Source organism: Coprococcus sp. RTP31081st1_H1_RTP31081_211007 (genome assembly GCF_040227275.1).
Lineage (GTDB): Bacteria > Bacillota > Clostridia > Lachnospirales > Lachnospiraceae > Coprococcus > Coprococcus aceti.
The window spans coordinates 60,239-82,871 of record NZ_JBEHVP010000010.1 but is presented as its reverse complement, the minus strand read 5'-3'; the positions used below and the strand labels follow the sequence as shown (position 1 = coordinate 82,871).

Annotated in this window: 16 protein-coding genes; 3 read left to right on the top strand and 13 right to left on the bottom strand. The window is 46.6% G+C overall.

Features of this window, described 5'->3' with window-relative positions:
• Window positions 1-118 precede the first annotated feature (118 nt).
• The 8 genes from ABUA31_RS13500 to hisA form a co-directional block, all read right to left on the bottom strand.
• Complete coding sequence (locus ABUA31_RS13500) at window positions 119-1,375, bottom strand: TadA family conjugal transfer-associated ATPase (protein WP_349818696.1); 1,257 nt, start codon at window positions 1,373-1,375, stop codon at window positions 119-121.
• On the bottom strand, window positions 1,372-2,271 hold the full coding sequence (locus ABUA31_RS13495) for a P-loop NTPase family protein (RefSeq protein ID WP_055280326.1): 900 nt from the start codon (window positions 2,269-2,271) through the stop codon (window positions 1,372-1,374). Before ABUA31_RS13495 ends, ABUA31_RS13500 begins: the two co-directional genes overlap by 4 nt.
• A gap of 49 nt (window positions 2,272-2,320) precedes the next feature.
• Window positions 2,321-2,836 carry an A24 family peptidase gene (locus ABUA31_RS13490; protein ID WP_022217516.1) on the bottom strand — a complete coding sequence of 172 codons (516 nt, stop codon included), beginning with the start codon at window positions 2,834-2,836 and terminating at the stop codon, window positions 2,321-2,323.
• A 164-nt stretch (window positions 2,837-3,000) separates the two neighbouring features.
• A complete protein-coding gene (locus ABUA31_RS13485) occupies window positions 3,001-3,384 on the bottom strand; it encodes a hypothetical protein (protein WP_022217515.1) in 384 nt (127 codons plus the stop codon).
• Between the two features lie 157 nt (window positions 3,385-3,541).
• Window positions 3,542-5,287, bottom strand: coding sequence for an ATP-binding protein (locus ABUA31_RS13480; protein ID WP_015534296.1), 1,746 nt, complete (start codon window positions 5,285-5,287; stop codon window positions 3,542-3,544).
• Between the two features lie 232 nt (window positions 5,288-5,519).
• On the bottom strand, window positions 5,520-8,567 hold the full coding sequence (locus ABUA31_RS13475) for a YfhO family protein (RefSeq protein ID WP_015534297.1): 3,048 nt from the start codon (window positions 8,565-8,567) through the stop codon (window positions 5,520-5,522).
• An 85-nt stretch (window positions 8,568-8,652) separates the two neighbouring features.
• The gene (locus ABUA31_RS13470) at window positions 8,653-10,926 is read right to left on the bottom strand and encodes a glycoside hydrolase family 9 protein (RefSeq protein WP_349818695.1); all 2,274 of its coding nucleotides are present in this window, start codon (window positions 10,924-10,926) and stop codon (window positions 8,653-8,655) included.
• A 1-nt stretch (window position 10,927) separates the two neighbouring features.
• Entirely contained in the window at window positions 10,928-11,704 is a 777-nt protein-coding gene (gene hisA / locus ABUA31_RS13465) for a phosphoribosylformimino-5-aminoimidazole carboxamide ribotide isomerase (protein ID WP_015534299.1), read from the bottom strand.
• A gap of 191 nt (window positions 11,705-11,895) precedes the next feature.
• On the opposite strand from hisA, the gene ABUA31_RS13460 reads away from it, so the two are divergent.
• Window positions 11,896-13,308 (top strand): AAA family ATPase, encoded by a 1,413-nt coding sequence (locus ABUA31_RS13460; protein WP_015534300.1) that lies wholly within the window; start codon window positions 11,896-11,898, stop codon window positions 13,306-13,308.
• A gap of 42 nt (window positions 13,309-13,350) precedes the next feature.
• On the top strand, window positions 13,351-14,010 hold the full coding sequence (locus ABUA31_RS13455; protein ID WP_022217511.1) for a YesL family protein: 660 nt from the start codon (window positions 13,351-13,353) through the stop codon (window positions 14,008-14,010).
• Here ABUA31_RS13455 and ABUA31_RS13450 read toward each other — a convergent pair.
• From ABUA31_RS13450 to ABUA31_RS13430, 5 genes are all read right to left on the bottom strand, one after another.
• Complete coding sequence (locus tag ABUA31_RS13450) at window positions 14,007-14,738, bottom strand: ComF family protein (protein ID WP_022217510.1); 732 nt, start codon at window positions 14,736-14,738, stop codon at window positions 14,007-14,009. The genes ABUA31_RS13455 and ABUA31_RS13450 overlap by 4 nt on opposite strands.
• On the bottom strand, window positions 14,735-17,077 hold the full coding sequence (gene recD2, locus ABUA31_RS13445) for an SF1B family DNA helicase RecD2 (RefSeq protein WP_173795517.1): 2,343 nt from the start codon (window positions 17,075-17,077) through the stop codon (window positions 14,735-14,737). The genes ABUA31_RS13450 and recD2 overlap by 4 nt, the downstream gene beginning before the upstream one ends.
• A 39-nt stretch (window positions 17,078-17,116) precedes the next feature.
• Window positions 17,117-18,109 (bottom strand): rod shape-determining protein, encoded by a 993-nt coding sequence (locus ABUA31_RS13440; protein WP_015534302.1) that lies wholly within the window; start codon window positions 18,107-18,109, stop codon window positions 17,117-17,119.
• Window positions 18,110-18,123: 14 nt separating this feature from the next.
• A complete protein-coding gene (locus ABUA31_RS13435) occupies window positions 18,124-20,631 on the bottom strand; it encodes a PAS domain-containing protein (protein ID WP_055222445.1) in 2,508 nt (835 codons plus the stop codon).
• Between the two features lie 145 nt (window positions 20,632-20,776).
• Complete coding sequence (locus ABUA31_RS13430; RefSeq protein WP_015534304.1) at window positions 20,777-21,670, bottom strand: coiled-coil domain-containing protein; 894 nt, start codon at window positions 21,668-21,670, stop codon at window positions 20,777-20,779.
• Window positions 21,671-21,831: 161 nt separating this feature from the next.
• Here ABUA31_RS13430 and ABUA31_RS13425 point away from each other — a divergent pair, with 161 nt between their 5' ends.
• A complete protein-coding gene (locus tag ABUA31_RS13425; protein WP_173795518.1) occupies window positions 21,832-22,596 on the top strand; it encodes a hypothetical protein in 765 nt (254 codons plus the stop codon).
• Window positions 22,597-22,633 lie beyond the last annotated feature (37 nt).

Here is a 22,633-nt window from a genome sequence, read left to right as displayed (position 1 = left end):
GGTATAAGACTGTCAAAGAAGAGCACCGACACCATCACCGCTATGACTGAATACACAGCGATACCGGTTACGTTTTCCCTGACACTTAGTTTATAAGAATCATAATCTATACCCTGTCTCAGCACACATCCCTCCTTGAATCACTGCTCTCATTAACGCTTATAAGTCCAGCCGCCACGAGCTTTGATGTGTTGTGAAGATCATTTATCTTTCTAAGCATTCCTTCCACTCGCCCCCTGTCCTTTCCCATATTGCTCTCATGAAATTCATACAATTTATTCATGACAAATTCACCTCCTTCCAGCCCTGTGACCTCGCTTATCTCTATACATCTTCGGGATCTGTCCCTCAGTCTTCCAAGCTGGACAACTATGTCCACCGCCGACGCTATCTGCTGCCTTATCGCCAGAACAGGCATATCCGCACCCATCAGAACCATGGTCTCAAGCCTCGTCAGCATGTCCCGGGCAGAGTTTGCATGTCCTGTTGACAGGCTTCCATCGTGTCCTGTGTTCATGGCAGTAAGCATATCTATCGCCGCCGCATCCCTGACCTCACCCACTATTATCCGTGAAGGTCTCATTCTGAGGCTCGTCTTGATAAGATCCCTTATGCTCACCGCATTTTCGCCCTCGACATTTGCACTTCTCGCCTCAAGGCTCACCAGATTGTCGATGCCCGCAAGCTGAAGCTCCGCCGAATCCTCTATCGTGACAATTCTCTCATCCGCCGGTATATACCCTGACAGGGCATTCAGAAATGTCGTCTTGCCCGCGCCGGTTCCTCCCGAGATGATTATGTTGTAGCCCGCCACGACCAGATTCTTCAGGAAATCGGCAACCTCCATGGTGACTGATCCGATCTCCACCAGCTTGTCCATGGTCATCTTGTCCTTCGGAAACTTTCTTATGGTCATCACGCTGCCGCTCAGGCTCACCGGCGGCAGCACCACATTCACTCTCGAACCATCCTTAAGCCTTGCATCCACTATCGGCGACGCCTCATTTACTATCCTGTTGCACTCCGCTACGATGCTCTGGATTATGGTTTTGAGCCGTTCCTCGCTCTCAAATGCCTTGTCATACCTGTACATCCTTCCTGCCCGCTCGACAAATATATTGCTGTAGCCATTTATCATTATCTCAGTCACCGCTTCATCGTCGAGAAGCTCTGACAATATATCAAGCCTCCTCAGACTGTTGAACAGTTCCTTCTTCAGCGCAAGCTTATCCCTCACGCTCAGCACATTCCCGGACTCAGATTCGAGAATACACCTGTCGATCATATCGCTGACCTGCTCATCTCCTATGTCACCCGACATATCTATACTCTGCATGACCTTGCTTCGTATCAACTGTCTGTCATCCTGTTTCATCTTCTGCTTCCTATTTCACTTTCTATAAATCTCAGCATCTCCGCACTTCCCGGAACCGCCAGCGGCACGTTCAACCTGTGCAGCCTCCGAGCAATCTTGCCGAGCTCCCTTCTCTCCAGAACCCTCTCGAACATCCCAAGCTTGTCCTGGGACAATTCATCCTTAAGCTCCGGAACCATTATCTCGTCAAATGCCCCAAGTATCGCCAGATCCTTGAGAACCGCCTGTCCCATATCAAACACAACCGTTGTATATCTGCCCCATCTGCGGAACTCGTCTATGAGCCACACCATATCCTCCGTGTCCAGCTCCAGTGCATCTATGTACGATCCCAGATATCCAAGCACGCTGTATTCCTCAAGCTCCACGATTTTTTGCTCCATATATCCGGTCAGATCCGGTGACCTCTGTTTCACCAGATATATCACATTCGCCAGAACGTCCTCATGGTCGTGAAATGCACTGTACTCCTCCATGCCCACATACAGGCCGCCCCGCACCTCATCATTCATGCACAGGCTTACCGCAAGGTTTGTCTTACCACACCTCCCTATGGGTGATATAACTGCATACGACCTGAACAGCTTTCTTCTGCGGTCCGTATCGTCTATATTCATATATCTGAGGATCTCTGAAGAAATGTTTCGTACCCTGGAATATTTGAATATCCTGTTATGGCTGATCTCTTCTGATCCATCGACTCTATCCCTCGTCATAAATATCATCCGGCAGGCCACCGGCACTTTGCTCTCATCCAGAGGAATATTCTCATCCATCAGCAGAACATCCAGAGTCTTAGTCTCAAGATACCCATACAGTTCTCCCTCCGATGAAAATGCAAGCGCAAACAGCGGATTGTCCCTGTCCGAATTGATATGGTTCATAAGACTTATCATGTAAGCCCTGTCACCATCCAGTATTCCAATCTTGTACTGCTGAATTTTGTCACCTCCACTCTGTAGTGCACACGTAATACATGACTCCGCCCATTATGGCAGCAGAGAAATGTACCCTGGACTTCATCAGATTCCTATAAAATTGTTTTGTTGAAATTTCTTTACGATTCGTAACTGACATTAAAACTTCTTTTAAAAGAAAAAATAAAGATATAACTCCTCCGGCCAAAAAGGAGTAAACAATCACCCGGATCACATCGGTTCCTACAAATGTGCCAGCCGTCGCCAGCAGCTTGATATCACCTGCCCCCAAGGCTTTTTTATGAAATAATACAAACAAGATCACCACAGGAATAACACAGCCTGCCACACTGCTCAGAAGTCCATCACACGGTCCTCTGACAACTGCCGACATCAGGAATCCCTGTATCATGCCAACTGCGATAAGCCTGTTCGGAATCCTCCAGTCTCTGAAGTCCGATACCACCGCCATGCTCACAGTTGCGATCAATGGTATTACATAATATATGATCTCTGTCCTCCCTTCTCTCTGAGTTGTAAGCACACCTTACACCCTCTCTCAGCCTTTGTAAAGGGGGGATTTCATAAAGAAAATTTTATAAATTGCGGCAATATACAGGCTGTATATTGCCCAATTTCAATATACAAAAAGCCCGTCCTGTTACGAACGGGCTTCTGATTTTACAGCATGTATATATAATTTTTTTACTAAAATTGTCCATTTCCCATGTTCTGATTGTTATTTGGGTTCTGGTTATAGTTCTGGTTAGGACTCTGATTAGGATTCATATCAGTCTGCTTCCTTGCCGCCATGGCATTATCAATGTTCTGTATCTCGCTCCTGCTTATGGCTATACTGTCCTGAAGAACCTTTACATTGTTGAAATACTGGAGCAGCTCCTGAGGTGGATTCTTCTTGTTCTGCTCGTAGAAATACTTGCCGATCTCGACCATGTTCCTGTCGATCATCTGCACCTCATTTGATATCTTGTTGTTGAGCTTTGCCTTCTGCGCTGCGTCCTTCGTCTCATCCACCGCATTATTTGCAAACTTCTTGGTCTTGTTGAACACATCCTGGAAAAAATCTGACATATCATATACCTCCATGTAATATAGATCTTTCTTTATCTGCCTTAATATATCCATGTAAAACTAAAAAAACCGGGAATATGGGTGTTGATTCCATAATCCCCGATTTTTTATTTGACTTTGTTTCTCACTATGTCATGTATACTTATGACCTTTCACATCAGTCGTCTATGTACTTATTCAGTGTATCAACCACATCATTGAGATTATAAGGCTTTGCGATATAATCATCAAGCTGGTTCTCAAGAATCCTCTCCTTGTCACCGAACATGGCTCTCGCCGTAACCGCAATGATCGGAAGTCTCTTTCTCTTCTCCTTGCGCTCTATCTCCCTGATCTCCTGTGTAGCTGCTATACCGTCCATAACTGGCATCTGTACGTCAAACAGTGCCGCATCATATATCTTGGTCTTGAACAGTTCAACAGCCTTCTGGCCATTCTCAGCTATATCGTATGAGAATCCTGCCATACCGAGAAGCTTACCGATAACCTGCTGGTTGACCGGCTCATCCTCTGCAACAAGTATCCTTGCCTTGCTGTGTGCATTGATGGAGAATACTGCAGGCTCCTCCTTCTCTTTGAGGAACTCATCTGCTGCATCTGCCGCTTTGATAACCTTGAGTGGTATCTCGACGATGAATGTTGAACCTATATCTTCCTTACTCTGAACTGTTATGTTACCACCCATCAGCTCAACGATCTGCTTGGTGATGACAAGTCCCAGACCTGAACCACCGTACTTTCTTGTATCTGATGCATCTACCTGGCTGAATCTTATGAACAGCTTGCTCATATTAGCCTCTGAGATACCTATACCAGTATCTGCAACTGCCATTCTGATCTTAATCTTGTTGTCCCCATCATCCATGGATGCTATCTTGACTCTTACGCTTCCCTCGGATGTAAACTTGATAGCATTTGAAAGCAGGCAGTTGAGAACCTGCTGGATTCTCTGTCCATCACCGCGGACAAGCTTTGGAATATTGCTTCCAAATGAACAGTCGAGCTGCAGTCCCTTGTTGGTTGCGATCGGAACCTGTGCAGCAACTGTGTCCTCAATGGCAGTCCTGATGTCAAATGTCTCTTCCTTGATCTTGTACTTACCAGCCTCAAGCTTGCTTATATCAAGAATATCATTGATAAGTCTGAGCAGTGTGTCTGCACAGTTCTTAGCTGTGATAAGGTTATCTCTGTAATCAGCCTGAAGATCCTCAGCCATAAGTGTGAGCTGGAGCATACCGAGAATACCGTTTATAGGTGTTCTTATCTCGTGGCTCATGTTTGCAAGGAACTCGGCCTGTGTCTTGTATGCTGCATTCGCATCCACGATGGCCTTGCTGAGCTTCTCCTCAGTCTCCTTCTGCTTGGTCACATCTATGACTACCATGTTGATGTAATCAGCCTCAGACTTATACATAACCGTGTTGAACACCTTCTGAAGTGACTCCATGGTGATCTCAACATCCATCAGATCTCCCTCTTTGGTGCCGGAGTTGTTATAAGCTGTGAACCATGCATTGATATCCTGAAGTACCTCTATCTTGCTCTCCTTCAGTATCTTGTCCTTGTAGTCAGACACATCGAGCTTGAAATACTCCCCAAATATCTCATTGGCGTCTACTATCTCGTAGTTTGTTCCGTTGACAGGATCATTAACGATCCTCGCCTGTGCAAATCCTATAGGAAGGTTCATGAAAAGCTTCTTATACTTATCAGACTTTCCTGCTGATCCCATGTTGCCATCTCCGAATACCAGTAATACCAGAACAGCAACGACCGCTGCCAGGACGCCACATATAATAGCTCCCACACCTATACCGGCGACTCCCAGCACTCCCGCCAGCAAAGCCAGAACAGCCATGGCCAGTGCAAGCGGCTTAATCCCAATTTCCTTAATTTTGTCCATTAATGCACCTCTGTTTCTATAAATATTGCGTTTGCCACATAGACACTCCTATGCATATCCACATGGATACATTATATTATAAATAATTATTAAGGTCAACGCTCATATAGTTTTTTATGCTGAATAATGTACAAATTTTCTCTGTTATTTTGTACATATTGGACTACTTTTTATGGTCTCCCAGCCATTCTACCTCGTTATTATGCATATTTTATCTATCAACAGATCTGCATTACTCTATCGCTGCTTCATCATCTGTCCGATCCTCATCCTCTGGCTTCCCCTTTTTGCTGCCGCGCTTCTCCTTGATGGTCTTCGCATTCATAAGCAGTGCAAACACAAGCCATCCGGCAAATGTGAATATCAGGCCGCTCTTGAGTCCTCTAGGGAAATACTTGAACTCTATCACATGGTCTCCCTTCTCGAGATCCAGTGCGATAAATGCTCCCGCAACAGTCTGTATATCGGTCTTTCTGCCATCAACATAGGCAGTCCAGCCCGAATCATATGGTATGGATGTGAACATCAGGCCAGCCTCATCGACTGATATATGTCCCTTCACATATCCATCCTCAAATTTGTTGATATTTAACTGATTGTCAGCCCAGCTCTCATACGCCTGGTCAAATGCAGCACCGTTGAGAGTGGCTATAGTAAGTCTTGCAGATGTATTGTCAGGTACACCCGCAGAGAAATAATACTCGACCTCCACGTTGGTTCCCTTTGTCAGATGTCCCACATGGTATGTCTGGTACTGAAGTCTCTCGTAATTCTGCTCCTCACCGTTCACATATATCCTTATCTTGGTGATTCCATTGCAGTTCGCTATGATGTACAGATCATTCTGTTCCTCTGTTATGTCAAAGCTGAGTCCAAAGCTCACGATACCCGGTGTGATATTGGAAAGTCCAAAGTATTCACTGTACGGATTGTCATGTGTTATCGTGATGTCATTTGAAGAGCCAGTTACCTCCGGATATATCTGGCTGAACGTACCAGCCACCCCAGTCGACTTTTCCACGAAATTATTTATACTGTCAAACATATTCGATGCATCAGAAGTCCAGTCTTTCAGCTCGTTATTCACCATGAAGCCCAGCTTGAGCGCCCGGCTGTTCTGGTATACATCAACGCCATCCACTGTATCCACATAGTCCATATCGTAGGACATATGCTCATCCTGTCTCCTGAACAAATATCTTATGCCCAGAACCGAACTTGACACCGGATTTGCTCCGTCAAACAGAAACTCATTGGCACCTGTGTAGAAACCAAGTCCGTGCATGGCATTCACAAGGTCATTTGAAACCGTCGAACCAAACAGGCTGACTCCCTGCATATTGTAATAGGTAGATTCATCCACCACCTTGGTGTTGTTGAGCTCCGTTCTATATGGAAAATGGCCTGTCTTAACAGAATCTATAGCGGCCTGCACACTAGCAGCATCGCCATAGTAATCCGGTATGTTCACCGTTCCGTTGCTCTCGTATCCCTTTGCCGCGCTGAACACGATCTCAGTCAGACACAACACTGAAAGTATAGCTGCCACTGCGAATCTGCCTTTGCCGCGGACAAGTCCCAGCACCAGGATTCCCACCGAGTACACAACAAACAGCACCCATGTGAGAATAATTACCGTCCTGTCCATATCAATATTCTTGTCTGCATAAACCAGTAAACCGAACGCCACGATGATTCCCAGGGCTATTCCCGGTATCTGCTTCTTGTCTGTATTTGCAATGGCCTCGTATCCCATGCTCAGCAGAATGAAGATGAACAGGAATGAAAATCTGTTCGGGATTCCGTACTGATCATGGAAGCCGTGCCATATATAGTTGAGCAGCGTATTGTTGAAGCTCATCATGAGAAATACGATCAGTATCACATTCTTAAGCTTCTCGTACCATTTGATCTTTGTATTGAAAATATATATTCCTATCAGCAGTATGGCAAATGTACCGCAGTACAGGTTCACACCGCCGTCAAACTGCTGGCTCTTTATCGGCTCAGTCAAGACAAACATCTGCTTTATCATATCCCATATGCTTCCGTACCACTCCCATTTAGGGAAATGTCTGGTGGCAGACGCCGTGGTGTTAATCCCGATATAAGCCGGGATCAGCAGAAACGCAGACATAGCCGCAGCCATGACAGATGTTCCCGCAAATCTCAAAGTGTCCTCTGCGCCCTTGTATATGTTCTTGTGATTGGTGAGTATAAACTGGAGAACCAGGAACACACATATCATGAAACATATATAGTAGTTACACAGAAGTCCGTAGAACAGACTGAGTGTGTACAGTCTGTAGTTGCTGCCGTCCTCCATCATCTGCTCGAAGCCCTGCATGATAAGCGGAAGTATCAGTATACAGTCCATCCACATGAGATTCCATGAATATCCTATGACATAGTTGCTGAGTGCATATGCCACAGCAAATGGAATGATGAGCAGGTTGTTCTTGTTCCTGCACTTGTATCCAAGATAGCTCGCCATGGTCATACCGGACAGAGCTATCTTGATACTTATGAGCACGCACATCGCTATGTACAGATGCTCCCTACTGAACAGCACGATTATAAAGTTCAGAGGACAAGCCATATAGTAGGCGATTATGTCAAGCAGATTGCTTCCCATGCCTATGTCCCACGTATAGAACAGGCTTCCCTCGTTCACCAGTTTGTCATGATAATCAGAGAAGAATGGCAGATACTGGTGAAGACTGTCCACCATGGTAAGGCTGTGTCCGCCAAATGGTCCTATCTCCGCCACCACCCACAGCACGAACATAAATATCGCCGGGATGATAAAAGCGATTATCATGATATAGTTGTCAGCAAATATATCCTTTACAGGCTTTTTATCCTTCTTAAATACGAAGCATTTGCTGAATATATAGTTTATTACAAGTACAACTACCTGAATTATTATCTTTGATATAAACTCATTGTATCTGAAGGAGTCGCACAGCAGGTTGGTTCCAACGACCTCCACCACCATGGCAAACAGACGCATGCCCACAAATGATATGAACTCCCTTATGATCCGGCCTACGCTCTTCCTCTGCTCCGACCTGAACACGTAAAATCCATTTGCAAAGTAAGCAAATAATATGGCAAGCATTATCGCTATGATATTCGCCGCACTTCGCGACAGATCCGTCACAAGTCTCAACACAAAGAATGATACAAGATTCACAGCCGTGGTCATTCCTCCGGCTATAACATATCTGACCATCTCTTTCTCCATAAGCTTTTTTATTTTGTCTACATATTCATTCATATTTCCATACCGATTCCTTACATGATATTCAATAGTTATATCAAATATGATGTACTAATTATAGTTACATATTCTTAAATATTTGCTACTTGAAGTTCGCAAGAAGATATACAAGAGGTGAATTCCAGTAGATCGTTACCTCATTACATGAATAACTCTGTGCGTTGTCGACATAGCATCTCTCCTTTGGAATCTTTGCAAGAACAGCCTTCGCATATGGATCCTCAAGGTTTCCATCGGCACCGCCCACAAGCATTCCAGGCATTGCCTTGCCCAGTGCCTCTGAAGGTCTGTGGTGTGGATTCTCAGGAGTCTGTGAACCATATCCTGTCACATAACAGTAGCTGACTGCATTTCTTCCAAGTATATAGTTGAGCTGGTCTGCCGCATAGTCCACATATGAATCGTCGCCCAGAACCTTTGATGCCATGAGCAGAAGGATTCCGTTATCCGCAACGACCATGTTGCTTCCCCATACATAAGAGCCGCCTGTTGTTGAACCGAAGCCGCTGCCGGCATAGTTATCTACAAGCTTGTCAGCACCCTTCTTAAGTATCTCCTTCTCTGCTGCGCAGTCCTTTACATTTACACAGTAGTCATATATTCCATAATATCCGACATCCGCCCATCCAAGGCCGTACTTAACGCTTCCCTCGATGGCTGTCTTCACATAATCATTGTAGCTCTCATCACCTGTTGCGATATACAGCTCCGCTGCTGCCCACAGGTACTCATCGCTGTCATTGCTGTCAGGATACTCACCTGTAACTATGCTTCCAACGTTCTTAAAGCCTGCATCTCCCTGATGCTGCTCAAGATACTTCCATGCCTTCTGAGCTGCAGCAAGACATGAATCTGCAAATGCTGCATCGTACTTTCTGTATACAACTGAAACCTTTGCCATAACAGCCGCAAAATCGCCTGTTGCTGTGTTGGATATAGGTGAGAGTATCATCTGTGCAGTCTCCTCAACAGCAGCCACCATCTCAGGGAACACCTCTCCGGTAACCTTGTGATAAACTCCGCCGCTGGTCTCATCCTGCATCTTGAGCATCCAGTCAAGCTCGTATCTGACCTCATCCAGAACGTCAGGAACACCGTTGCCGCTCTCAGGTATTCCGATAGCGTCGTCCTTTGCCGCATACTCTGAATCCTCATATGTAAGGAGCAGATCCTGTACCGCCTTTGCGCCCGGAACAACATATCTTCCGTAGTCTCCGGCATCATGCCATCCGCCGGTCACATCCTTTGCAACATCTGAGCCGTACACTATGGCAGTTCCCGTGTGACATGCAGCGTGTGCAAAATCACCGGCTATGGCTGAATCAAGCTCTGTTCCACATCTCTGGTCATAGAACATGAGCACTGACGCCTTGTATATATCGTCATACACGCCATCCCCAACAGGGAACTCGTATGATTCTGCTCCGGTGTCGAGAACTATCTTGTATGTACCCTGATCCTTGACATCAGAGAAATCTATAACCGCACATTTGTCGCCCACAGCAGGATCGTAATCCCAGCCAGATACGTCACCCTTGCTGACTACCTTGTCATCAGCGACGCTCTTTACCTCGTAGCTCTTGGCGTCTCTGTCAGTCACTGTGGCAAGCTTCTTCGCATCCTTGCCGTAACCCATCTGGTTGATGCCAACCAGCTTTGGATCAGGAATACCCTCAACGCTCTGTGCGCTTGAGGCGTCAACTACAGTGAGCTTGATATTGTCAAAGTATACCTTGTGAGGCACGCTGTCATCACCAACGCCCTCGAAATGTCCCAGATTCATACACATTCTAGGTGCCGGATCCGATGCCTCGCTCATGGTGAACTGGTTGGATATGTGCTGTGTCTCAGTGCCTATCGTTATGTCATCCATCACATAAGCGTGGTAATCACCGCCATTTATCTGAAGTCTGTACTGAATTCCTCTCTCAATGGTGCTGTGCACGTCAAATGACAGCTCATACACACAGTCCTGGTTGAGCTCAAATCCGTCATAGTATATCTGGTTCGCATAATCTAGGCTTCCTGTTCCGGTTATATCCAGACACAGTTCTCCGTTCTCTGCTCCGAGTACGGCCTGTCCGCCATTTGAATATGTATGGCACTCGTCCGTGTCATTGTCATCAAAGTTCAGGTCTATCAGGACATCCCCTGCCTTGACCTCTGTCTTCTCCTGTTCAGCCTCCTCCGAAGCAGCCTCCTCTGTCTTCTCCTCCGAGGTCGCAGCCTCGCTGGTCTCCGCCTGGCTTGTCGCCTCTGTCACATCGTCCTTGCCCTGACCTCCGCAGCCAGCCAGCATGGACATACCCATAGCCGCAGCCATCGCAATGGCCAGTACCTTCTTCATCTTTGCCATGTTAACCCTCCATAAACCTTATAATCTTCTGAAACGCCATATGTCCCCCAAAGATATCCAGTGCACTCCCTATGGTCACGTCTATCCTGTTCCTTCCGAGACTTCTGAGCTGTTCCAGATCGTCAAATGATGCCACACCTCCGGCATATGTCATCGGCAGCTTTCCCCATCTTCCAAGCATGTCCGCAACATGGGTCTCTATGCCTGACGCCTTGCCCTCCACATCCACCGCATGAACGAGATACTCGTCGCAGTATTCTGAGAGCCGGTCAAGCGTTGCCTCCTCCACCTTTACATTTGTAAATTTCTGCCATCTGTCAGTGACAATATAATACTCTCCGTCCCTCTTCCGGCAGGACAGATCCAACACTAGATGCTCTCTGCCCACAGCCTTCTCAAGTGCCTTCAGGTTGTCGTAGTTGATCTCTCCATCCCTGAACACAAATGATGTGGCTATGACATGTGACGCACCCATATCTATGAACCGCTGTGCATTGTCAGCATTTATTCCCCCGCCTATCTGCAGTCCTCCCGGATATGCAGCCAGAGCGAGCTGTGCCTGTCTTACATCGGCGTCATAGTATTCGCTGGACGCAGGATTGAGAAGTATGATATGACCACCCTTAAGTCCATAGCTTTTGTACAGTTCAGCAAAGAAGTCTCCGTCCTTCTGTGATACAAAGTTTTCATCTGCTCTGTCACCCTCATCACAGAGACTGCCTCCAACTATCTGCTTTACCTGTCCATTGTGTATGTCTATGCATGGTCTGAATCTCATATCGTCTGTCTCCTGTCGCTTTTGTCACCTTTTGGTGTAAATTTTGCTCATATAACTGCTATTTTATCATACAAAATACAAATATGACACAATAAATGGATTAACCAGGCAAAACTTTATTTGATTACATGGGCCAAAGGCTTTACAATAGATACAATTATGTGCTTTATGGAAAGGATGGGGAACAACTTATGAATTACTCACTAAAAGCCGAACTGGACAACTGCTATTCCTATGCCGATTCGCTGGACAACGACGGCTACGGTGCGCGCCAGAAGACAGGACTCAAGACAAGAGAGATGCTTCAGTTTGACCTGCTTCAGTTTCTTGCATATCTGTCCAGCTCCGACCAGGCAGAACTTACCCTGGAGATAAAATTTGTCCGCGAATACCTGAACCAGCACTTTACAACAGACAAATTCCGCACATTCAAATATGAGAGAACAACCGGGGATTTTGCCGTGACACCACCTAGATCCCTTACATATTTTGTACAGGGCGATCTGGCCCGGGCAAAGGTAAATCCCAGATCAGTATACCGTTCCAGAGATTACGTCAGAATGTTCAAGCTCATGGGTCAGGAATTCATCGCCTGCAACAACATGACTGACGACAACGAGATAGCAAGGCTCACAGGCTACTGCCTCATGCTCGACAAATATCTCAAGTCCATGAACCTGTACGCCATAGATCCAAGCCCACTGCTCGACAAGTACAACGCACTCCCAAAGAGTGCTTCCCCAGTCTCACAGACTCCGGCTAAGTCGACAGCTTCCGAAAGGGCTGAACCCGTCAAGGATGTGGACACTCTTCTCGAGGAACTGAATTCCATGACCGGACTCGAGAGCGTGAAGAAGGACATCACCAACCTCGTAAACCTTCTGAAGATCAAGAAGCTCCGCGAGGAAAACGGCATGAAACAACCGTCCGTATCTCTCCACCTTGTATTCTCCGGCAATCCGGGAACAGGAAAGACCACGGTGGCAAGACTTCTTGCAAATATCTATAAGGGTCTGGGCATACTGTCAAGAGGACAGCTTGTCGAGGTCGACAGAGGCGGACTTGTTGTGGGATATATTGGTCAGACAGCCGTCAAGACAACCGAGGTCATAGAATCAGCCCTCGGCGGGATCTTATTTATAGATGAGGCTTATACTCTCACCGCAGGCAAAGGTGAGAATGATTTCGGCCAGGAGGCAGTGGACACGCTGCTCAAAGCTATGGAGGATCACAGAGATGATCTCATAGTCATAGTTGCCGGCTACCCGGATCTCATGGAACGGTTCCTGAGCTCCAACCCGGGACTTCGTTCCAGATTCAACAAATTCATCACATTTGAGGATTACACCGGGGACGAGCTTATGTCCATCTTCGAGAGCATGTGTTCCAAGCAGGAATACAAGCTGGACGATGATGCCCGCGCATACGCCTCAGAATACTGGCACGACAAAGCCGCACATCACGACGATACATTTGCCAACGCCCGTGAAGTCCGTAACTTTATGGAATCCGCCATATCCAGGCAGGCCACCAGAATAGTTTCCATGGACAACATTGACGTAGCCACACTTGAGACCCTTACAAAGGAAGATCTGATGGCTTAGGCTTGTAATATTTTTTGGATAAAGAAAGAGAGGTATTTTATTTTGAACAGATCATTATCGACAGATAATCCTATCATGAATTTTCTAACCATAGTGTGCGATATAGTAATATTGCATTTTCTGTGGCTGCTGACTTCCTTGCCAATCCTCACGATAGGTGCATCGACCACAGCACTCTACTACACCACCATGAAATGCATCAGAAACGGTCAGGGCGGCGTGGTCAAGCTGTTCTTCAAGAGCTTCAGGGAGAATTTCAAACAGGCTACAGGGATAGGAGTTCTGGCTCTGCTTGCCGGTGTCCTGTGTGCATTTGACATGTGGTTCGCCGTGAGCAGGAACATCAAGAGTATGCTGGTCATATTCACCATCATGTCACTTATCTACCTGTTCACTGTCCTGTATGTATTCCCACTTCAGGCGCAGTTTGAGAACACAGTCAAAGCGACCATCAAGAACGCATTCCTCATGTCCATCAAGAATCTTCCATGGACACTTCTCATGGTTGCGATAACGGCAGCGATCGCAGCGGGATGCTATTTCAGCTCCACCGTGCTCGGTCTTATGCTCATATGTGTCGCAGGACTTCACGCTTATCTGTGCTCACTGGTATTTGTACACATCTTCAACGAGTACATGCCGGAGGAGGAAGAGAAGAGCGACGAGGACTTCCATATAGTTGACGATACAGACGAGGACTAACACCCCTTGCCAACACATACAGATGAATAATATACATGGCGTGCGCCGGCTTTCTTCAGAAGGCCGGCGCACACGTCTATGGTGACACCGGTTGTATATATGTCATCCACAAGCAGGATATTTCTGTACTCTGGGTACACTCTGCCTATGTCCATGGATGTCTTTATGTTGTTTGCCCTCTCCAGGTTGTCCAATTTCTTCTGCGGTGTGGTGTACTTTCTTCTCACCAGCATATCCTCACAGAATGGAAGCCCCAGTTCATCAGCGACAACCTTCGCCAGTACAGCCGCCTGATTGTAGCCGCGCTGTCTCTGCTTTCTCCTGTGCAAAGGTACACAGGTGACCGCATCTATTCCATACCTTCTGACATACGGGCGCACCTTCTCCGCCATCTGAGCTCCGTAAAAATCACAATATTCTTTTTTGTTATGGTATTTTATCGCCAGAACACTGGCTTTGACGGGTTCCACGTAATTAAATACGGGGAAACCTCTTTCGAAATTTCTTGAATGTTTTTCACAGTCCAGACAGAGCTCCCGCTCTTCACTGTCGACCTCCTTGCCGCACACCATACATGACGGAGCCTTCACATAGGGAAGGCTGTTATGCCCTCTGCATATCAGCCCTTCTCCCATCGGAAGCACCTCGTCACATATCGCACACCGGCGGGGATACAGGAGATCCGTGAGCAGTCGTCCGAACCCGAACTTATCTGCGCATCGTTTCATCTTCTCTCCATCTCCCTGAGTCTCAGTGCAAATGAGGTGTATCTCTTCTGTTCATCCTCATTGTCTATCATCGTATTTACCAGTCCTATATTGCCCACTATGACCACGCTTCTTCTGGCTCTCGTCACCGCCGTATACAGCAGGTTTCTGTTCAAAAGCTTAGGTGGGCATCTGAGAAGCGGGATCACAACCACGGGATACTCACTTCCCTGCGACTTATGTATGGTTATCGCAAATGCATGCTCTAGCTCCTCAAGCTGGTTGTATGGATACTCAGTCTGTCTTCCATCGTCAAATTCCACCACAATCCTCTGCTCGTAGTCGTCAACAGCCTTTACAAATCCAATATCGCCGTTGAACACTCCGACTCCTTCCTCCTTGGCAAATCTGCCCGACGGATCCAATATCTTCCACTCCTGCTTGTAATTGTTCTTGACCTGCATGACCTTATCGCCCTGTCTGAACACCACATCGCCCCGGTCATGCTCAGGCTTTCCGTGTCCCTCCGGATTGAGGACATCCTGAAGCTGCTTGTTGAGGTTCTCAACACCCATATCATACTTACGCATAGGTGTCAGCACCTGTATATCCGATTTATCCACACCAAAATATGATGGAAGCTGCTTTGTCAGAAGCACCTTGAGCTCTGCCACGATCTCATTGTAGCCATTCCTTGGAACAAAGAAGAAATCCCTGCTCTTGTTCTTGATCTCCACATGCTCTCCATCCTTTATCCTGTGGGCATTGCCTATGATATCGCTGTCCTCGCCCTGTCTGTATATCCTGTCCAGCACCGACACGCTGAACACACCGGACGCTATGATATCCTTGAGCACATTTCCCGGGCCAACTGACGGAAGCTGATCCGAATCACCCACAAGCACAAGTCTTGTGCCCGGAGCCACAGCCTTGAGCAGACTGTAGAAAATGCTGCTGTCAACCATGGACATCTCATCTATTATGATAACATCGGCCTCAAGTGGATTGCTCTCATTCCGCATAAATGTATACGCAGAAGTCTCTTCTCCTTCCACTCCGCCCGTAAGCTCGAGCATTCTGTGTATGGTCTGTGCTCCGTATCCTGTGGCCTCTGTTATCCTCTTGGCTGCACGTCCTGTAGGCGCAGCGAGAACTATCTTCATCCTGAAGCTCTCGTATATCTTGATAAGTACATTTATGATCGTTGTCTTTCCGGTTCCGGGGCCTCCGGTTATGACCGCAATGCCGTGATCCACGGTATTTCTTATGGCAAGTCTCTGGGCATCAGCCAGCTTCATATTCTCTGACTTTTCTACCGTCTCAACAACCTTGTCTATCTTGAGCTTTGCCTTTGAGAAATCTATGTTGAGCTCACACAGAAGTCTTGCCGAATTGAGCTCCATATAATAATTAGGTGCTGCATACACGGCATTTGTCACGTTTGACTCTGACTCCGTATCCAGCAAATCCATGTCTATGTCAGCCACCGGATCATCAAGGCTCACATCTGGGAGCTCCCCTGAATCTGGATCGTCCTTCAACTCCTTTATGATTATCTTGCCGGCAACGCTGAGCTCAAGTATCTGATTGCATATAGACATCTCAAGCTCCGGATCATATGGCATGTACTCATTCATCAGCAATGAATATGTCTTGTCTACCAGCATCTTCTGGGGAATATACATATGGCCAAGTCCATTTGCACCGGATAGGGCATACATAATAGCGGCTCTTACCCTGAAATCCGAATCTCTTCCGATACCAAGTCTGTCCGCAATCTCGTCCGCTGTCCTGAATCCAACGCCCGTTATATCCTCTGCTATCTTATAGGGATTTGTCCTCACTATGTCGTACACTTCGTCACCGTATTCATTGTAGATCTTTACAGCGAGGTTCACCGGGATATTGAGACCGGTCAGGAACATGAGCGCATCCTGCATCTCTTTCTTCTCGTTGTATGACACGGCAATGTCTCTGGCCTTCCTCTCTGATATTCCACGTATCTCCGCAAGGCGCTCCGGCTCTTCCTCGATTATCCTGAGTGAGTCCATGCGGAACTTCTTCACTATACGTTTTGCCAGAGCCTCTCCGACACCCTTTATGATGCCCGAACCGAGGTACTTCTCAATACTGAGCACATCATCCGGCATCTTGATCTCACATGAGGTGAATTTGAACTGCAAATCATAAGTTGGATGCTCTACATAATCCCCCTCCGCCGATACATAGATCCCCTCTGCAACGCCGTGAAGATTCCCCACAAAAATATCTTCGCCGTCCTCGCCCTCAACGGCGAAGACGGCGTACCCATTGTCTTCATTCTTATATATAACTTTCTCTACGTAACCTTCTCTTACCAAGTTTTCTCTCCTCTGAAGACTGAGTCCTCAGCTCCTGTCTTAATTGTTCTTCTCGCTGAGAAGCTCGATGTACTTTCCTGTACCAATGGCCACCGCTCTGAGTGGATCCTCCGCTGTCATGGTGGTTATTCCTGTCTTCTCCTCAAGCAGCTCCTCAAGTCCGTGGAGCAGCGCACCACCACCGGTCAGAACTATCCCACGATCTGCAATATCAGCAGCAAGCTCAGGAGGAGTTCTCTCCAGAACTGAATGAACAGCTTCACATATCTGGGACGCAGGCTCACGAAGTGCCTCCTCCGTCTCATCCGATGTGACCGTAACAGTCTTCGGAAGACCGGTTACAAGGTTTCTGCCTCGTATATCCAACGTTATATTCTCAGGTCTTCTGTAACATGTACCTATCTTGATCTTGATCTCCTCGGCGGTTCTCTCTCCTATGAGAAGGTTATGCTTCTTTCTCATGAATCTGACAACTGCCTCATCAAAATCATCTCCGGCCACCTTAATGGATGCACTGACAACAGGACCTCCGAGAGAGATGACTGCTATATCGGCAGTTCCACCACCTATATCAACTATCATGTTACCACATGGTCTGTATATATCTATTCCTGCGCCAATGGCTGCTGCCACAGGCTCCTCAATTATGGACACATCCCTGGCACCGGCCGCATAAGTTGCATCCTCAACTGCCTTCTTCTCAACCTCTGTAACCTGAGAAGGTACACATACGCTGATCCTAGGTCGTCTTCCAAAATAACTCCTTCCGACAGCCTTCTGTATGAAATACTTGAGCATCTTCTCTGTTATCGTATAATCAGAGATTACGCCCTGCCTGAGAGGTCTGATGGCCACTATATTACCCGGAGTTCTTCCAAGCATAAGTCTCGCCTCTTCACCAATAGCCACTATCTTATTAGTATCCCTGTCGTATGCAACTACTGAAGGCTCCTTGAGTACGACTCCTTTGCCTTTCACATACACCAGTATACTGGCTGTACCTAAATCTATACCAATATCTGCGCTTGCCATCACAAGTCTCCCTTCTATTCGTTCACGTCCCTTAATATTACAAGAGATGCATTGCTGCCGTCAAGCCATTTCATGCTAACTTCAGTCAAATCCATGATCTTGTCGAGACTTCTTATATAGCTTCTCCAGTTGACCTCCTTGCTGTCCGTAGCCAGATGCTGATCCGGACCTCCCATGAGCTTGTACTTATCTCTGAGATTCTCTATAAGGAGCTTACTGTCCTTGTCTGTAAAATCATATCCAAGCATATCGTTCAGAGTCCTGTTCGAGAACAGCACTCTTCCAGTATCAACTTCTCTAATAAATATACCCTCATCAATATAGTTATATGTATCGAGGAGAACACTGTTTATGCGTTTAACACTGTCATCGCTCTCTATCTTCTCAAGGGCACTTCTGAGTACATCACCTGTCTGCTTTACAAATTCAATCTCCTCTGTGGTCCACAATTTGTTGATAGAGGTATTCGCCAGCACAAATACCGCTCCATAATTGCCATTGACATACACAGGAACTGCGGTAAAGCTCTTAACAGGACCCCCTGACATGATCTTCTTAGCTGCTTCATCCATATGCTTTGCATCTATCACAAGGTATCCCTTGTCCACCAGCTTGCCCGAGCCCTGACCATTCTGCCATGATCTGAACTTCATGTTGGCGCGCTGCCACTCTGTCACATACTCCTCTGCAGACATGCTCTGATTCTTGGACCAGATATACTGGCAATCCAGATCTCCCTGCTTGTCCTTCACATACAGGGCTGCCACGTCAGCATTTAAGACCTCGCCCACCTGTGCTATTACGTCATTGATAACCTGCTGGGAGCTCTTATCTGAAGTGTTCAGGGCATCAAGCAGAATCTTCTGCCACTGCAGCTTGTTCTCCATTATGACCTCCTCTGACTTGGCACGGATCGCCTCCTTTGCCAGGATCTGAGAGCTGAATGCGTATTCGGAGAAAATGCGTCCAAGCTGCCACTGCACCTTGTATACACTCTCCATTTTCTTCGCATCCTCGTCATCATATGAGCAGCATATCCATGTTGCCACATGCTTGCCATCTATCATGATCGGTGCACCACATATCATACTTCCCGTGATGTCATCGTCCATCTCCATCATAACCGGAACATTGTTCCTGAGAACTACCTCATTGAGCTTCATATATATCTGCTTATACTGAGGCTTCTCAAACATATCATAGAAATAACCCATATGCTTCTGAGGGCCGGCCGGCTCAACCATCTTCTTGCCCACAGGATCTATGATAGTTGTATAAAGTCCTGTGAGTGCAGAGAACGCCTTCGTTATCAGAGTCCACTTCTCGGTATCTATCTGATTCCTTTCCTCATCCGACTGGGTATTTGTCTTCATAATGTATGAGAGCTTGTCATCGAACTCCTTCTTAGCGCGCTCAACACTGTTCTCAAGAGCCTTCTTGTCCGTAATATCAGATATAAAATACTCAACCGTGTATGTGTTATCAGCCGCCTGTGTCACAGAGCTCTGGGACTTCACCCAGATAACCTCGCCTCTGTCGTTGACTATCCTGAACTCTTCCTCGTAGTCCTTGTCCTCGCGCTTCGTGGCGTTTCTGACATTCGCCATAACCCTGCTTCTGTCCTTCGGATGGATATAATCCTCTATGAGTCTGTCACCAAGCTTGATGGCATCCACATTTATTCCCATCTGCTTGGCGTTCGGGGTTATATACTTGAAGATCGGTCTGCCATTCTCGTACTGCTGTACCATGACAAAGCTCTTGATCTTAGACATGGCAGATAATATATACGCCGCCTGATCCTCATTGTATCCTGTCTCCTTGTCCTTTATGAACAGGAGCTCTATTCCATCCATGTCGCCATCTGTGGTTCTCACGATGTGACACTTAAGTCTCATCTTATTTATATCTCTGTGAGCTGATACGATCCTAGTCTCCATCTCAAAATCATCCACTCCGGTATTCTGAACCTTGTAGAGCTGTCCGATCAGAAGGTCATAATCACTCTTAGGGAGCAGGTCGCTGAGTCCCACCAGCCCACTGTAGAAATTGCCATCTGTATATCCATACTCAGATATGTTCTTAGATACGTATCTCGTTCTCCATACACCCTCCGGCTTATACAGATACAGAGCTATAACGCCTATATGGTTTATGATCCTCTCAAGACTCACGCTTCCTATCGTAACGTCTGATCGAAGCTCAAACAATACCATATACGCCTTCTTGTCACCATATTCAAACTGGTTGACAAATCCACTGACTACATATCTGTCCTTGTCGTTAACTATAAGTCCAAGTCTGTGCCATATGATAGCCTTCTTGTCGTCAAGTGTCGGCCAGAACTCATCGCTGACCATAAACTTATCCGGCTCCATGGCAATGGATTCAACATCCGAACCCACGATCTTAACTGCGGCATTGTTTATGCTGAGGACTTCACCATCCTCGCAGAACACAACCGCAGGATATTCAACTATTCCCAGAAAATCTGAATAACCACTAAGTCTGTTTATCTCCATAAATATCTCTCCATATATCCACTGCACAAGTGCAGTTTTATCCCATTATTATACACCCCGTATATTATTTACCCCTTAATGCACATAAAACTTTCCTATGTCCCATCACATAGAAAAGTTTCATGTTACCATATATCATATATTACTACTGTGCATCCTCAGCATCACTAACCATAGCAGTTGCCTCGCTCTTCAGTCCGGTAAATGCCTTGTCGGCAACATCCTTTGTTGAAGCACATGCAGAAATAACATTGTCCAGTGATGACAGAAGATCTGACATATATCTGCTTACGCTCTCGCACTCCTTCTTCACATTGTTGCGAAGTCTGGTTGCATCATCTGTGGCTGCATTTCTTGTATTGGCAGCATCCTTCTGAGCTTCCTCTCTCATAACCTTGCACTCGTAATCTGTCTTTGCCGACAGAGCCTCTGCATCTGCGTGAGATTTATTTCTTGTCTTCTCTGCCTCTGAGTATGCCTCATCCTTCATGCTGTTGCACTTTGCCTCGGTCTGATCATACATCTGCTGGCACTGTATCTCTGTATCTGTCTGGAGCTTTGTGCATCTCTCCTTGACATCTGTCTCGTATGCCTCGAGCTCTGCAGTTATAGTATTCTTCTTGTCTGTGCACTCCTTCTCAGTCTGTGCGATCAGTGCGTCTGCGCTCTCACGGGCCTCAAGAAGTGTTCTTGATATTGACTCGTATCTTCCTGCATTCTCAAGCTCTCTCTGCTTGTATGCATTGATCTGCTCCTTGAGTGACTCTATCTCGCTCTCCTGCTCTGAATTGGTCTTCTTGAGAGTCTCTATGGTCTTGGAAGACTCTGTCATATTGACCTCTCTCATGGTCTTGAGACTCAGAACAGCCTCGCTGAGCTTGTTGACGTTCGCCTTAAGCTCCTCTACTTCTTTATTGTGCTTTTCCTTAAGTTCATCAATATAGTAATCAACGGATGCCTTATCATATCCACCAAACTTCACTGTCTTCAGTGATTCTACTCTATCGTCAGTTACAACATCTTCTACCTGTTTTGCCATGACCTTACCTCCGAAAAACTAATCCTATTGTAGATACTCCGTAATTATAGCACACATAATTCTGTAAGCAAAGTATTTTTACCTTTTATGATTACAAACCACTTTTTTTATGCTATATTGTAACTGCTCATTGAATTTAAATTTTACGGAGGATCATATAGATGAAACACCATTCAAAACTTGTCATATTAGGTCTCGCGGCAACCCTCGTGATGACATCACTCACAGGCTGTCTTCACCGCAAGAAGACCACCTATCAGACATACATGCAGAACATTCTCGACGTCAACTACAAAGGAAGCTTTGACGGATACGTGAAGGACAACGACGGCTCCGAGGAGGACGCCTCAGCCATGTACAGCGACAGCATAGATTATCTGGCCGGCCAGCTCATCAATCATTACTCACTGAACAACGCAGAGACAGACGAGGTGGATGCTATATTTGACGAGACCGCAAAGGTCATCTACTCCAAGGCCAAATACGAGGTGTCAAGAGCCTATAAGAGCGGAAGCGACTACTATGTGGACGTGACCGTGTATCCTATGGACATTCTCAATCAGGCATTTGACGATGTGTTCGCATATATCGACGACTATAACAAGAAGATCAGCGCCGGCGATTTCAACAACACCACAAAGGAAGATTACGAGAAAGAATTTGCCCAGGGCGTGTCGGATATCCTTCAGAATAAAGCCGCAGACATGGATTACCGCAGTCCTGTTGTGGTCTCTGTGAAGATAACCGATGACGGCGACTATTACTGTGCTGACCCGGCGGGGCTGTCCCAGGTTGATGCATCCATGCTTGCAATAGAGGGTTCCCAGCAGAGCTCAGGCTCTGACAGCTCTGACAGCTCTGACAGCTCAAGCGAGGACAGTTCAGACGAAGGCGATATCTCCTCGGGTGGCGAGACCGCCGAGTAACTATATACATTAAGAATGTGTCTTAAGAATATACATT

What these genes read in the sequence shown, in the direction of transcription:
- ABUA31_RS13500 (WP_349818696.1), bottom strand. Translation starts at nt 1,375, where the DNA reads ATGAAACAGGATGACAGACAGTTGATACGAAGCAAGGTCATGCAGAGT.
- ABUA31_RS13495 (WP_055280326.1), bottom strand. Translation starts at nt 2,271, where the DNA reads ATGATAAGTCTTATGAACCATATCAATTCGGACAGGGACAATCCGCTG.
- ABUA31_RS13485 (WP_022217515.1), bottom strand. Translation starts at nt 3,384, where the DNA reads ATGTCAGATTTTTTCCAGGATGTGTTCAACAAGACCAAGAAGTTTGCA.
- ABUA31_RS13480 (WP_015534296.1), bottom strand. Translation starts at nt 5,287, where the DNA reads ATGGACAAAATTAAGGAAATTGGGATTAAGCCGCTTGCACTGGCCATG.
- ABUA31_RS13475 (WP_015534297.1), bottom strand. Translation starts at nt 8,567, where the DNA reads ATGAATGAATATGTAGACAAAATAAAAAAGCTTATGGAGAAAGAGATG.
- ABUA31_RS13470 (WP_349818695.1), bottom strand. Translation starts at nt 10,926, where the DNA reads ATGGCAAAGATGAAGAAGGTACTGGCCATTGCGATGGCTGCGGCTATG.
- hisA (WP_015534299.1), bottom strand. Translation starts at nt 11,704, where the DNA reads ATGAGATTCAGACCATGCATAGACATACACAATGGACAGGTAAAGCAG.
- ABUA31_RS13460 (WP_015534300.1), top strand. Translation starts at nt 11,896, where the DNA reads ATGAATTACTCACTAAAAGCCGAACTGGACAACTGCTATTCCTATGCC.
- ABUA31_RS13450 (WP_022217510.1), bottom strand. Translation starts at nt 14,738, where the DNA reads ATGAAACGATGCGCAGATAAGTTCGGGTTCGGACGACTGCTCACGGAT.
- ABUA31_RS13440 (WP_015534302.1), bottom strand. Translation starts at nt 18,109, where the DNA reads ATGGCAAGCGCAGATATTGGTATAGATTTAGGTACAGCCAGTATACTG.
- ABUA31_RS13435 (WP_055222445.1), bottom strand. Translation starts at nt 20,631, where the DNA reads ATGGAGATAAACAGACTTAGTGGTTATTCAGATTTTCTGGGAATAGTT.
- ABUA31_RS13430 (WP_015534304.1), bottom strand. Translation starts at nt 21,670, where the DNA reads ATGGCAAAACAGGTAGAAGATGTTGTAACTGACGATAGAGTAGAATCA.
- ABUA31_RS13425 (WP_173795518.1), top strand. Translation starts at nt 21,832, where the DNA reads ATGAAACACCATTCAAAACTTGTCATATTAGGTCTCGCGGCAACCCTC.